A 13,335-nucleotide genomic window follows, 5' to 3' on the forward strand; every position below is an offset into this window, starting at 1 on the left:
GATAAATAAGGCTTGCAATCTCGAACCCACGACGTGCGTGCGGCCTCTAGACTGAAACTTTAGCATCTTCTGAGGAATCGGGCATCAATACAGCCAGGGGCGAGGCAATTTGTAGCGTCATCCCCTCGCGAGCCATCACGCTGTTCGGAAAAGCTGCTTTGACTTGTTTACCGACGTTGTCGAGAAAGTCGTCGTTGTGAAGAGGGTCGTGATGAAAAATGACGAGTTGTTTGACCTTGGCGGCTTTGGCGACTTTTACGGCTTCTTGCCACGTCGAATGTCCCCAACCTTTTTTACTCGTGGTGGGAGAATGGTACTCTTCATCGGTGTAGGTGGCGTCGTAAATAATCGCGTCGGCGTTGCGAGCTAGATTGAGGACGTTGGGATCGAGGCGGTCTCGGTAGTGTTCGGTATCGGTAATGTAGGCGACGGCGTGGCCGTTCCAGTTGACGCGATAGCCGACGGCTTCGCCGGGATGGTTGAGTAAGGCGGTTTCGACGGTAACGGAGTCGAGGGAGACCGTCTGACCGATTTCGAGGTCGTTAAATTCTAACTGCGCTCCCATAATCTGCAAGGGAACTGGGAAGTTTGGGTGGAGCATTTGGTCGTTGAGTCGCTGTTCGATCGTGGCGCCGTTGGGTGCGACTGCTCCGTAAATCCGAAATTTGTTTCCTTTGACGAAGGCGGGAACGAAGAACGGAAAGCCTTGAATGTGATCCCAATGGGAATGGGTGAAGAACATATAGGCTTCGACGGGCATTTGCGAGAGTAGGTGCTGACCTAGCACCCGTAGTCCCGTTCCTCCGTCGAAGATGAGGCGCTTTCTCCCCACGCGCATTTCAACGCAAGGTGTATTTCCACCGTATCGAACTGTTTCGGAGCCAGGACAGGCAATGCTACCTCTAACGCCCCAGAAATGAACCGTGAATTGGTCTTGCATGCTAGACATGGGTGTTTTTCGCTTCGATTGGCGATAGCGGTTCGGAAGTTAGGTCGGATTTAGGGTTTGGGATTTTTGCGAACGCGCTGACGGAAAAGGGCGCTCTCGCTCCGTCGGCTTGCTGGGTCGATGCGTCGGCTGTCCTCGCCAGCGAACAGCTCGGCTTTTTCATCCTGACGGGGAATGTTTCGAGCTGGCAGTCGGGAAACTGCCGTTGAAGGACGACCTCGTTTCTTTCACTAGCCTAACCTCGATCGCGACTTTTTTGGCAAGTTCGCCTGTCCTTCAGTACGATCTCGCAGCCGAGCGATCGCCGCCGACCTCGAGATGGAAATCGTCGAGGTCGAACGAGATGACTCAATTCGTTTAGCTTAGCAGTTGAAGTTCGCAACTGTCTTCTCGTCAACGGTCGCCCCCCTCAAGGTCAGAAGGTCAGATCGTTTGAAACGAGGTTCGCCGTCTTCGACTCTGACGCGCGATCGAGTCGGGCGAACGTCTGGGGTCTCGATTTCAAACGCAAGCTGACCCGCATTTATGACAACAGACGGGGGTTGGGGTAGCCGAAATTTTACGGGCGATCGCGTTGCTGGCGATCCGACCTTACTCTTCGTCTTCTTCTGCGCCGACTTGTTTCAAATGGATGTGTTTGCGACCTAAAGAGATCTCGAATTCGTCGCCGGGTTGAAGACCCATTTGTTTGGTGTAAGCCGCGCCGATCAGTAAGTTTCCGTTCGACTGCACGCTGATGCGATAGCTGGCACTCCGTCCGCCCCGTCCGTTCGAGGGTTGTTTGCTGTCGAGCTGAATCCCCTCTGCATCGATCAGTGCGTTGAGGAACTTCATCATGTTGACTCGTTCGACGTTATTTTTTGTGACGGTGTAATAGCCACATTGTCGAGCCTTTTCCTCTTTCGGGAGGTTTCCCAGCTCTTTGACTTTTTCTAGCAAAGCTTGACCAGTCAACGGTTCGTTACTCGGGTTACTCATTAACTTCTCTCTAAAACGATAGACAACCTGTCGATACTATTGTATCTTAACTGAAGTTTCATTGAAATAAAATTCTTAATTTCGTATCAACTTATTTTGCAAACTTAGATCGGATCGCCAACGGCAAATCCTCCAACATCCCTCGACGATTGAAACTCCATCTTTACCTGGGGGCGATAGAATCGGGAGAGGCGATCTCAGAGGTTTCGAGAGTCGGGGGACTCTCGAGGTCGGTGCTGAGATGCAAATCGGCTTGAAATCTTTCCCCAAACTCCCAACAAACCGGTAGTGGAGAGTGAGGAACCGATAAAAATTAGGAGAGGTCGATGAAGTTAACCACCCGAGGCCACTATAGCGTCAAAGCTCTCTTAGATTTATGTGCCAACGCCCGCGATCGCCCGACTTCTGTTAAAGCGATCGCCGAACGGCAAGGTTTACCTGCGCCTTATTTAGAAAAGCTATCCATTGCCTTACGTCAAGCGGGATTAGTCACATCTGTACGGGGCGCGCAAGGAGGATATCAACTGGCTCGAAGCCCCGATCGAATTTCCCTCGGACAAATTCTCGAAGCGGTCGGTGAAACGCTCGATCCCTTACCTCATCATACTCCTGACGCGGAGAGGGCTGAAGATTGGGTCACGTTCGTCTTGTGGAACCAACTGCACCGAAAGCTTAAAGAAGCACTTTACAGTATCTCTTTAGAAGATCTCTACCACGACGCTCGCAGTTGGCAAGCGGCGCAGGGAGAACAGACGAGTTTTGTCGTTTAGCCGATGTCGATTACTGGCCAGTCGTGTTATGAAAATTGTGGAAATTCTTTCTGAGGAAGAAATCCGTCGAACCCTGACCCGCATTGCATCTCAAGTCATCGAAAAGTCAGGACAGCCCGATCGATTAGTCCTGTTGGGGATTCATACTCGAGGTGTCCCCCTAGCCCAAATGTTAGCCAGCCAAATCGAAGCGCTGGAAAACGTTTCAGTTCCTGTCGGCGCTCTCGATATTACCTTTTACCGAGACGACCTCGATCGCATTGGCGTGCGAACGCCAGAAAAAACGGATATTCCGTTCGATCTAACGGATAAAATCGTCATCTTAGTCGATGATGTCATTTACACCGGTCGCACGATTCGCGCCGCCCTCAACGCCGTTCAAGAATACGGTCGTCCCGAGGCGATCGCGCTGGCGGTTTTAGTCGATCGCGGACACCGACAGCTACCGATCCATCCCGATTTTACGGGAAAAGTTTTACCGACGGCGAAAGAGGAACAAGTTAAAGTCTACCTGAAAAATTGGGACGGTCGCGACACCGTCGAACTCCTCAAGCCGCTCGACGAAGAGGACGTCGTCACCTAAAGCGTTGGTCTGCGCGATCGATTCGTCCCTCCGTTACGAACTGCGGCGAATCCGGGCGCGCTCCGAGCTACATTTTCGGACGTTTTTAAACGATATACCGGCATTTCTTCTGACGGTTCGTTGTCATTCTACAGGAGTCTTCTCGTGCGTCTTGTCCAATCCGTTATCGAAAGTCGGAATCGAACGTTCGCTATCCCGCGTGTTGACGACGCCTTCTAGATAGTTGAAGTCCGGCGCGATCGGTGTCGGTCGTGCTGACTTCAACTGTATTGTGGTACTGGCGTTTCTCTCGTCCCCAATGTTTGATACAGTGAGGAGCGGTTTTCCCAAGAGTCTTAATTCCTTACCCGACTGGGTAAAATTGTTGAATGTCCAAGCGACGATATAAAAACGCTTTGTTTTGGATCGCGGCGGTGGTGAGTACGATCGCCGATCGACTCGCGAAAATTTGGGTCGTCCAAACCTTCGAGCTGTTTCAATCGATTCCCATCGTTCCCGGCGTTTTCCACTTTACTTACGTCACCAACACAGGGGCGGCGTTCAGCTTGTTTTCGGGGAGCGAATGGTTGAAGTGGCTGTCGCTGTTGGTGAGCTTGGGGCTGATCGCCCTGGCTCTGTGGGGACCTCGTATTAATTTTTGGGAGCAGTTCGGGTACGGATGTATTCTCGGCGGTGCGGTGGGAAACGGGATCGATCGCTTCGTTCGGGGAGAAGTCATCGATTTTCTCGATTTTCGCTGGATTGACTTTCCCGTGTTCAACTTAGCCGACGTTTCGATTAACATCGGGATGTTTTGCTTGATTCTCGTGGCACTGCGATCGCCGAGCGATCGCGAGAGTCGCTAATGTGATGATGGGATGACCTGATGATGGAACGATATCGATTTCTCTCCTCGTCACCTCATCTCTAATGCAGTCGCGTTAAAACGAAATGGGTTCGCGATACTGCGTCAACCGTTGCGCGACGTAACCAAAGCCACGAATCGTCAAAATGAGTTCTGGATTTTTCGGATCGTCTTCAATTTTGGCTCGCAATCGCGCCACATAAACGTCGATCGCTCGTAAGTCCGATTGGCGATTTGGCGGATACCCCCACAACTTTTCTAAAATCTCGGCGCGAGAGACGGGTTCTCCAGCACGCTCGAACAGCAGCTCGAGAAGTTTGAATTCAGTATAGGTCAGCCAAACGCGTTGACTGTTTTTGTAAACCTGTTGGCGATTGGTGTCGATCCGCAAAGAACCGATTTCGAGGGTACCTGGGGGAGTCTCGCGGGCGGGAGACACATCTCGCAACCGCCGTAGGATCGTTGCGATACGGGCTTCGAGTTCTCTGGGACTGAAGGGTTTGACCAGGTAATCGTCAGCTCCGGCTTCGAGTCCGGCGATTCGGTCTTTGATTTGCGAGAGAGCCGAAAGCATGATGATGGGAACTTGCGATCGCTCCCGTAGTTGTTGACAGACCTGACAACCATCGAGTTCGGGGAGCATCACGTCTAACACGATGAGATCGGGTCGTTCGTCCTCAAAGCACTCGAGCGCCGAGCGACCGTCGCCGACCGTCGCCACGTCGTAACCTGCCATCGACAAGCGCACTTGGAGCATTTGACGGATCGCAGCATCGTCATCGACAACTAAGATTTTATCTTTGTTTCGTTTCAAAACTTCACTCCTTCCGTTCTTGAAACACTGCCGGCGATCGCTGCCCTCGACAAAGCGAACGCTGGAATTCCCGTGCAGATGAGTCAACATTGGGTTCGGATTTTGATAACATTTTTTTCAAAATGTTATATTATGTAAAGTTGTTCGGTCAAGTCTCGTTCCGACCGTATCCTTCAAAATCCTTACAGGGTAATGCTTTAAATTATATCTGAGTTTGATTTTCGCGTTTTTAAACCTGAGAGCAATTGCTCTCAGGTTTCGTTACAAATGAAAATCAACAACGTTTTTTAACTTGACAAAAAGCAATTAATGATATATATACTCTGTCCGTTGCAAGCTCGTTAAGGTCTCATCGTAGAATCGATCTTCTCAGTGCTAGAATGGCGACAGCCTTCAGGTTGAAAATCCGCCGATATCGTTCTCCAAACAGGAGAAACGGTTGTAATAGGAAAATAAAAAGGGGCTGAAAATAGCGAAAATCCTTTAAATCGCGAGTTCGCTCGAACTCTGCCAAACGCAAGTTCGGGCAACCTGATTTATGGCAACAGTGGTGTCAACCCAGGCCCACACTGTCCTCAAAAAGACCAAAAAACGACGAGCGCGAACTCTCGGGTCTCGATCCTCCGATCGCCCAAGAGTTATCACTCGGTGATCGCGTCCGGCCTCGCTCGAGGTGAGTTGACGGGAGCGCCGCGCGCCGACCGACTCCCCCGAAATTATCGAGGGGAACCTTCAAATCAAGACTGTTCATGTCTCCTTCGTGGCGGTGAGCTAGATAATCCGATGCCAAATCCATTTCTGGGCGTGAGAATTCCGCCAGACATCCACGAAGCGATTCTCGCGCGAATGCAGGAAACGGGAGAATCCAAATCCGATATCGTCATTCAGTCGCTGCGAGCTTACCTGGGCTTGCCATCGTCCCACGATCGCCTGACTCAGGTTGAGGAGCGACTCGCCATCCTCGAACAGAAATTTCTCGAGCGGGAGTCGATCGAGGATCGATAGCGCTATCGTTCGACGAGCGAGAGAAGGGCGATCGGCCATAAGATAAGGTCACGCAGAAGACCGCAATAAAATTCAGGAACGGCGATCGATCGCCGAGTAGCTTATAGCGCACGTCCGTCCATTTTCACGTCTAGCACGATCGTGACTTCTCCCAAACCTCCTCGCGATCCCCAAGCGCGTTCTCCCCAGACCGAACCTCCACCGACGCAAGCCCCGAGAACGATCCTCTCAACGGTGACGCAAGTCGCACGACACCTTCAGGCGAAGGTGAACTTCGGGCAACTGGTCCTGAAGCCGAACGCTCGCGTCCCCGAGCTGTGGGTTCGAGACGCTCGAGTCCCTAAAGCCCAAGTGTACCCGTTGCTCGGCGATCGCTACCTACTCGGGCGGTCTTCTCAATGCGACATCGTCGTTCCGACTCCCCTCGTCAGCAAAACGCACGTATCTCTAACGCGCGATCGCCAAAACCGCCGCGATCGCTTCGTCCTGCGGGACGAAAACTCGACCAACGGCGTCTACATCCGCAAGCGACGAATTCGCAAACTGCCCCTCAAACACGGCGATATTCTCAGCCTCGGTCCTCCAGACTTAATCGATGCGGTACAGATTCAATTTCACAACCCGCCCCCCTGGTACGCCCGCGCTTTTCGCTGGAGTGCCTACAGTTTTACAGGAATCTGTGCCCTCGGCGCGATGTGGGTTCTCGCCGAATGGCAGAAATTCGCCGTGCGTCCCCTCCCTCGCTCCGTGACCGGCCCCGTCGTCGTCTACTCCCGCGACGGCGAGCAGCCCTTACGGGAACCCTACAGCACCAGCCACGCCGAAAATCCCACGCTCGCCGATTTCGGCCCCTACCTCCCCGACGCCGTCATCGCTTCCGAAGACAGCCGTTTCTACTGGCATTTGGGCATCGATCCCATCGGCGTCGCCCGAGCGGCCGTTACCAACCTGCGAGGGGGCGAAATTCGCGAAGGGGCCAGCACCCTCACCCAACAACTCGCTCGCAACCTCTATCGCGACTACGTGGGAACTGCCGATTCTGCCGGCCGCAAACTGCGAGAAGCCGTCGTTGCCCTCAAGCTCGAAACCTTCTACAGCAAAGACAAACTGCTGTTAACCTATCTCAACCAAGTCTTTCTCGGCATCGACTTGTACGGGTTCGAGGACGCCGCTCAGTTCTACTTCGGCAAATCTGCCGACGCCCTTACCCTCTCCGAAGCGGCCACCCTAGCGGGAATCCTACCCGCTCCGAACCGCTTCAACCCCATCCAAAACTACGATCTCGCCGTTCAGTACCGCGATCGCGTCATCGCTCGGATGCGAGCCTTGGGGACGATCTCCCAAGAAGAAGCCGATCGCGCTCGGCGATCGCGCATCGAGATCGACCCCAGAGCGCGGGAAATTCTCGAAAGTACCGTCGCCCCTTACTTCTACGATTACGTTTTCGTAGAACTCGAACGGTTGCTCGGTGAAGAACTGGCTCGCGAGGGCAACTTTATCGTCGAAACGGGACTCGATCCCCAAATGCAAGCCCAAGCTGAAAACAGCCTGCAACAGTACGTCCGCACTGAAGGCGCTCAACTGGGGTTTTCTACCGGGGCGTTAGTTTCCCTAGACTTCCGCAACGGCGAGATTATCGCCATGACGGGAGGGGTCAGCTATCGAGACAGCCAGTTCAACCGCGCGACTCAAGCTCAACGACAACCCGGTTCGACCTTTAAAGTCTTCGCTTACGTCGAAGCCCTCGAACGGGGAATTTCGCCCGGCACGCAGTTTTCTTGCGCTCCCTTGACTTGGCAGGGTCGGGGATACAGCGGGTGCGAGCGCAGTAGCGGCAGTATCGATATGTATCGCGCCTTGGCGCAGTCAGAAAACGCCGTAGCGTTGCGCGTGGCTCGGGAAGTGGGACTCGAGGCCGTCGTCGATCGGGCGCAGGTCATGGGTATCGAGTCGGAACTCAATCCGGTTCCGGGGTTGGTATTGGGACAAAGCGAGGTGAACTTGCTGGAGATGACCGGGGCTTACGGAATTTTGGCCAACGAGGGACAGTGGAACCAAGCTCACGCCATCCGTCGGATTCTCGATAGCAGCGATTGCAGCGATCGCGACGACTTCCGCACCTGTCGCACCATTTACGATTACGCTGAAGACGAACCGATCGGGCGTCAGGCGATTTCCTCGGAGGTAGCGGCATTGATGACAAATATGTTGCGCGGCGTTATCGAAAACGGCACTGGGGCGAACGCCTATTTAGGGCTGGGAGAAGCGGGAAAAACAGGAACGACCGATTACAGCGTAGATTTGTGGTTTATCGGTTACGTTCCCGAACGGGCGATCGTGACGGGGGTTTGGTTGGGCAACGACGACAACAGCCGAACTTATGGCAGCAGCGGCAATGCAGCCCAGTTGTGGCGCAATTATATGCGTCGGGTTTTGGATTAGCTCGCAGTAGCGATCGCGTGGGGGTTTCTGTCGTCGCAGCCCGATCGCATCCCGTTCGATGTCAAAATAGGTCAAGTTAATTTGTAAGTTGTCAACGAAAACCCTATGACCTTGCTTGCAACGCTACAGCGAGCCTTCGATCGCGGACAAGCCCTCAAAATCATCAGCGGACTGACGAACTTCGACGCCGATCGCGTCGCCCGCACGGTGAAAGCTGCCCATCTCGGCGGTGCTACCTTTGTCGATATCGCCGCCGACGCGGATTTGGTGCGCTCGGCCAAATCCATTACCGACCTTCCGGTGTGTGTTTCGGCGGTAGAACCGGAAAAATTCGTTCCCGCTGTCGAGGCTGGCGCCGACCTCCTCGAAATCGGAAATTACGATGCTTTTTACGCTTTAGGACGCCGCTTTGAAGCGCCCGAAGTCCTACAGCTAACCCGCGAAACTCGGGCATTGTTCCCCGAAATTACCCTGTCGGTGACGGTTCCTCATATTTTGGCGCTCGACGAACAGGTGCGTTTGGCCGAAGCCTTAGTCGAAGCCGGTGCTGACATTATCCAAACCGAAGGCGGCACCAGCAGCCAACCCGTTCACGCCGGAACGCTCGGACTGATCGAAAAAGCTGCGCCGACGTTGGCCGCGGCGGCTGAAATTTCTCGCGCCGTATCGGTTCCCGTGTTGTGCGCCTCTGGGCTTTCTAGCGTGACGGCACCGATGGCCGTGGCGGCCGGTGCGGCTGGAATCGGCGTCGGTTCGGCAGTCAACCGTCTCGAAAGCGATCTCGAAGCGATCGCCGCCGTTCGCGCGTTGAGCGAAGCCTTGGCGTCGGTCAGCCGCGATCGCCTGTCGGTCTAAACGGTCAAGATTTCGAGATAGAAGAGACAGAAACGCGATCGTTCGGTTTCTCTTCTTCACGATCTGCGATCGACTGTCCCTCGATCGACTGTCCCTCGATCGATCCCTTGTGGTGACGTTATCTGCAACGTCCCTACGGGGATCGTTTCGTTGGATTGCAGTTTTTTATCAAAAAAATTTGGAATTTTAATCGAAGCCAGTCCTTTAACTGTTGCTGTGGGCTTGCGATCGACCCTTAGCAAGATTCCTTTAACCCAGGTCGGCCGGGATCGATATTTCGATCGAGATATTGTAATTATTCGCCAACGGATGAAATTTATCTTAATATTGTTGTAATCAACTTGCTAGTTTGATAAACGCTAGCTCGGAAAGCGGAATTTAACAGGAGGAAGTTTATGGCGTTAGTCCCCATGCGCCTGCTGCTCGACCACGCGGCAGAAAACGGTTACGGTATCCCGGCGTACAACGTCAACAATATGGAGCAGATCCTGGCGATCATGCAAGCGGCTGATGAAACCAACAGCCCCGTGATCCTCCAGGCATCTCGCGGTGCGCGTAAGTACGCGGGTGAAAACTTCCTGCGTCACTTGGTGATGGCGGCAGTCGAAACCTATCCCCACATCCCCGTGGTGATGCACCAAGACCACGGCAACAGCCCCGCCACCTGCTACTCTGCCATCCGCAACGGTTTTACCAGCGTGATGATGGACGGCTCCCTCGAAGCTGACGCGAAAACCCCCGCTAGCTTCGAGTACAACGTCAACGTTACCAAAACCGTCGTTGATGTAGCTCACTCGATTGGCGTTAGCGTTGAAGGCGAGCTGGGCTGCCTCGGTTCTCTCGAAACCGGTAAAGGCGATAAAGAAGACGGTCACGGTGCAGAAGGCGTTCTCAGCCGCGAGCAACTGTTGACCGATCCCGACGAAGCCGTGGAATTCGTCGAGCGCACTCAAGTTGACGCTCTGGCAGTTGCCATCGGTACCAGCCACGGTGCTTACAAGTTCACCCGCAAACCGACGGGTGAAATTTTAGCTATCAGCCGCATTGAAGAAATTCACAGCCGTCTGCCCAACACCCACTTGGTCATGCACGGTTCTTCCTCCGTGCCGCAAGAGTGGTTGGATATGATCAACCAATACGGCGGTCAAATTCCCGAAACCTACGGCGTGCCTCTCGAAGAAATTCAAAAAGGCATTAAGAGCGGCGTTCGCAAAGTCAACATCGACACCGACAACCGCTTGGCTATCACGGCGGCAATTCGCGAAGCGGCGGCGAAAGATCCTTCTAACTTCGATCCTCGCCACTTCATGAAACCCTCTATCAAGTACATGAAACAAGTGTGCGCGAAGCGTTACGATGCGTTCGGCACGGCTGGCAACGCCACGAAGATCGAGCAAATTCCGCTGGATGAATTTGCGGCGAAATATGCCAGCGGCGAACTGGCTGCGAAAACCAAGTCTGCGGTTTCCGCCTAGTTGACTGTTTAACTGGCGTCACGTCTGACGTTAACCGAACAAGATTGTAGGGGTAGTGCCTTGGGAACTACCCCTTTTTCAGCGAGCGGCGATCGGTGAGCCGCGAACGGTGTTTTAGACGGAATCCGAATTTCAACGCTTCGGCTCCGCTCGGACTCAACGCTGAGCGGAGTCGAGGACTCAAACAATAATTTCAACGAGCGCGACAAGCTTTTCCATCCCCCGAAGGGAGAGGGGTAGGGGGATGTGGTGAAGACTTCTCGAAACCCAGCCGATCGGAGGAGGGAGTATCAGTCACCCGTTTTAGCCAGCCTTTGACATCCTCTCCCAGCAACCCGTTCCGGGTATGCAGGGAGATTCCTTGGGTCGCCCCAAAGATTTCCTGCTTCACAGCCAGCCAACTAGAATCAGTGACCCGATCCCCCGTCGCCTCGACTCCACAGGCATTTTCGATTTGCCGTTGCCCACGGCTACAGATGACTTGTCCACTCGCCACATCACGGGGCTTTGTTGACCCGCAGTTGTGGCAGTGATGGATTCGAGTTGAGAGGTCTTTACGAACCTCTGCCCCACAATCGGGACATTCCTGAGAAGTGCCACGAGCATCCACCTTGCCGTAATACACATCACGCTTCCAGCACACCCAGGGAAGAATCTGGTTGACAAATTGACCCAATCCAGCATCGAGGGTGTGTTTGCCCAACATTCCCTTAGCCATGATACGGAAGTCGAGATCTTCGACAAAAATCATCCCTGCGCCGTCGCAGAGGTGATGAGCCAGCTTGAAATGCCAGTCTTTTCGTGTATCGGCAATCCGTTGATGGACTCTCGCAATCTTCTTCTGGAGTTTCAGCCAGTTAGCTGACCCCTTCTGCTTTTTCTTCAATCGGCGTTGCAGCGATTTCAGCTTGCGGTGCAGATTGTTGAAGAAGCGAGGTCGCTTGACCTGTTCTCCATCAGACGTTGAAAGAAAGTACTCCAGACCCACATCAATCCCTACCGGATGTCCGTGAGGTATCGTGTCAGGGATATCGATGTCAGCCTGAAGGCTCAGCATAACAAAGTACCCGGATGCCTTACGCACAATTCGAGCTTGCTTAACCTGAAATAAATCAGGAATTTTCCGCGACCACCGAACCCGAACCCATCCCAGTTGCGGCAGCTTTATACCCTCATCAGACACACAGTTTTTGAGCATCTGGGGGAAGACCAACGACCGCATTCGATTCGGCTTTTTGAACCGTGGAAGACCCGAACGTTTTAACCGCCATGACTCCCAAGAAGCCTCAAGTTTTCTAAGGACTTGCTGAAGAACCTGAGCGTTGACAGTCTTTAATCGGGGGTATTCAGTCTTGGCAGCGGTCAAACGCTTAGCCTGAACGTGGTAGTTCGGAAAGGGTGCATCTGCTGGCAAGATCGATTCCTGCCGAATCGAGCACGCATTCACGGGTGACTTGCGGGAATTTAGCCAGTCTTTACGTTCCCGCAGAGCAAAATTCCAGACATGGCGGCACACATCAAGAATGTGTTCGATCTCTGAAACCTGCTTCGCAGTTGGCTCTAGCTTAAATTCCCACGTCATGTTTAGCATATCTAAACTGTAGCAAATCTTTTGTAGGTTACTCCCCTCGGTCGCGCTTCGCTACACCACCAGCCAAGCTTTCAGCTATGGCTGGAGTACTGCGAAGAATCTGGATAGACTGTTAGAGGAAATTTGGGGATTGAGGCCGTATGGAATGGATCGCTGTGATGGTGGCGATCGCGCTGGGTGTGGTGTGGATAACGAGCAAGCTGTATCTCGAGGGGCGATCGCGCCAAAAGCGAGAACGGGAGTTCGCGCGTCGCAGTGTCGACGAAATCTCGACGAGTCGAGGTTCGACCTCCTTAGAGAAAGCATCGCCACTGACTTTAGCTGAGCCTCACGCTCCCCCAGCCTCGCTCGATTTTACTCGCTTAGAAGACTTGTTAAGTCAGGGGAAGTACGAAGCGGCCGATCGCGAAACGCTACGGTTGTTGTTACGAAGCGCTGGCACCGAACAGCGAGGATATTTGGAACTCGACGATTGGGAGTCTCTCGCGGGCGATCGGTTGCGAACTCTCGATCGCCTGTGGCAAACCTACAGCGACGGACGGTTTGGATTGAGCGTTCAACGGCAATTTTATCTCGAAGCGGACGGCGAATATTCGGCCGTCGGAACCCGCGCGCAGTGGGTGAGTGGGGGCAAGTGGTTCGATCTCGATCGCGCCAACTATACGAGCGACGCACCTTCAGGACATCTCCCGTTTGCCGTTTGGCAATCGGTGCTAGATTCGTTCGGATTTGTGGGATTGGCGCTCTGTATGGAAGTTCTGTTCGATCGCGAGGATTGGCATCGATCGCAATCTCCAATCGATCGAGGCGATCGCCGCTGAGGAGACCAAATAAAATTGAGTCTCAATAACGTCCTAGATTTCAACCGACTCAAACCGGGTGCGATCGCAGAGTTCTCTGTCTCGACATCCTCAAGAAGCCCCGAATGCTAGGTTTTTGGCTGCAACGGCACCGCTACCAGTCTTTACGAAAACTTGTTGGAAGATTTGTCCTCTTGTTGCTATCCTAATTGAGAGAATTTTTAATTTG

The 13,335-nt window shown here is 53.4% G+C and carries 14 protein-coding genes; 9 read left to right on the top strand and 5 right to left on the bottom strand.

Going from position 1 to position 13,335, the window contains the following annotated elements:
• Nucleotides 1–46 precede the first annotated feature (46 nt).
• A complete protein-coding gene (locus GEI7105_RS0119520) occupies nt 47–949 on the bottom strand; it encodes an MBL fold metallo-hydrolase (RefSeq protein ID WP_026097798.1) in 903 nt (300 codons plus the stop codon).
• A 2-nt stretch (nt 950–951) separates the two neighbouring features.
• On the opposite strand from GEI7105_RS0119520, the gene GEI7105_RS0119525 reads away from it, so the two are divergent.
• Nucleotides 952–1,158 carry a hypothetical protein gene (locus GEI7105_RS0119525; protein WP_017662118.1) on the top strand — a complete coding sequence of 69 codons (207 nt, stop codon included), beginning with the start codon at nt 952–954 and terminating at the stop codon, nt 1,156–1,158.
• A 382-nt stretch (nt 1,159–1,540) separates the two neighbouring features.
• On the opposite strand, the gene GEI7105_RS0119535 is transcribed toward GEI7105_RS0119525, so the two are convergent.
• Complete coding sequence (locus GEI7105_RS0119535) at nt 1,541–1,927, bottom strand: AbrB/MazE/SpoVT family DNA-binding domain-containing protein (RefSeq protein ID WP_017662120.1); 387 nt, start codon at nt 1,925–1,927, stop codon at nt 1,541–1,543.
• 326 nt (nt 1,928–2,253) lie between these two features.
• Between GEI7105_RS0119535 and GEI7105_RS0119540 the strand changes: the two genes are divergently transcribed.
• Together GEI7105_RS0119540 and pyrR are read left to right on the top strand one after the other, a co-directional pair.
• On the top strand, nt 2,254–2,697 hold the full coding sequence (locus tag GEI7105_RS0119540) for an Rrf2 family transcriptional regulator (RefSeq protein WP_017662121.1): 444 nt from the start codon (nt 2,254–2,256) through the stop codon (nt 2,695–2,697).
• A gap of 28 nt (nt 2,698–2,725) precedes the next feature.
• Nucleotides 2,726–3,280 (top strand): bifunctional pyr operon transcriptional regulator/uracil phosphoribosyltransferase PyrR, encoded by a 555-nt coding sequence (gene pyrR / locus GEI7105_RS0119545; protein ID WP_017662122.1) that lies wholly within the window; start codon nt 2,726–2,728, stop codon nt 3,278–3,280.
• Between the two features lie 123 nt (nt 3,281–3,403).
• Here the strand turns inward: pyrR and GEI7105_RS38650 are convergent, their stop codons facing one another.
• Nucleotides 3,404–3,544 carry a hypothetical protein gene (locus tag GEI7105_RS38650; RefSeq protein ID WP_158413233.1) on the bottom strand — a complete coding sequence of 47 codons (141 nt, stop codon included), beginning with the start codon at nt 3,542–3,544 and terminating at the stop codon, nt 3,404–3,406.
• Nucleotides 3,545–3,648: 104 nt separating this feature from the next.
• Here GEI7105_RS38650 and lspA point away from each other — a divergent pair, with 104 nt between their 5' ends.
• A complete protein-coding gene (gene lspA / locus GEI7105_RS0119550) occupies nt 3,649–4,125 on the top strand; it encodes a signal peptidase II (protein ID WP_017662123.1) in 477 nt (158 codons plus the stop codon).
• 75 nt (nt 4,126–4,200) lie between these two features.
• On the opposite strand, the gene rpaB is transcribed toward lspA, so the two are convergent.
• Nucleotides 4,201–4,938, bottom strand: coding sequence for a response regulator transcription factor RpaB (gene rpaB, locus GEI7105_RS0119555; protein ID WP_026097799.1), 738 nt, complete (start codon nt 4,936–4,938; stop codon nt 4,201–4,203).
• Nucleotides 4,939–5,721: 783 nt separating this feature from the next.
• On the opposite strand from rpaB, the gene GEI7105_RS0119565 reads away from it, so the two are divergent.
• From GEI7105_RS0119565 to fba, 4 genes are all read left to right on the top strand, one after another.
• Entirely contained in the window at nt 5,722–5,943 is a 222-nt protein-coding gene (locus tag GEI7105_RS0119565) for a YlcI/YnfO family protein (protein WP_026097800.1), read from the top strand.
• 141 nt (nt 5,944–6,084) lie between these two features.
• Nucleotides 6,085–8,385: a transglycosylase domain-containing protein gene (locus GEI7105_RS0119570; protein ID WP_017662127.1), complete on the top strand. Its 2,301-nt coding sequence runs from the start codon at nt 6,085–6,087 to the stop codon at nt 8,383–8,385.
• A 105-nt stretch (nt 8,386–8,490) separates the two neighbouring features.
• Nucleotides 8,491–9,240 carry a DUF561 domain-containing protein gene (locus tag GEI7105_RS0119575; protein ID WP_017662128.1) on the top strand — a complete coding sequence of 250 codons (750 nt, stop codon included), beginning with the start codon at nt 8,491–8,493 and terminating at the stop codon, nt 9,238–9,240.
• 395 nt (nt 9,241–9,635) lie between these two features.
• Nucleotides 9,636–10,715, top strand: coding sequence for a class II fructose-bisphosphate aldolase (gene fba, locus GEI7105_RS0119585; RefSeq protein ID WP_017662130.1), 1,080 nt, complete (start codon nt 9,636–9,638; stop codon nt 10,713–10,715).
• Between the two features lie 193 nt (nt 10,716–10,908).
• Here fba and GEI7105_RS0119590 read toward each other — a convergent pair whose 3' ends face one another.
• Nucleotides 10,909–12,306, bottom strand: coding sequence for an RNA-guided endonuclease InsQ/TnpB family protein (locus GEI7105_RS0119590; RefSeq protein WP_017662131.1), 1,398 nt, complete (start codon nt 12,304–12,306; stop codon nt 10,909–10,911).
• A gap of 140 nt (nt 12,307–12,446) precedes the next feature.
• Here GEI7105_RS0119590 and GEI7105_RS33715 point away from each other — a divergent pair, with 140 nt between their 5' ends.
• A complete protein-coding gene (locus GEI7105_RS33715; protein ID WP_083862425.1) occupies nt 12,447–13,127 on the top strand; it encodes a GUN4 domain-containing protein in 681 nt (226 codons plus the stop codon).
• Nucleotides 13,128–13,335: the final 208 nt, after the last annotated feature.

The sequence above is a fragment of the Baaleninema simplex PCC 7105 genome (assembly GCF_000332355.1).
GTDB lineage: Bacteria > Cyanobacteriota > Cyanobacteriia > Cyanobacteriales > Geitlerinemataceae > Baaleninema > Baaleninema simplex.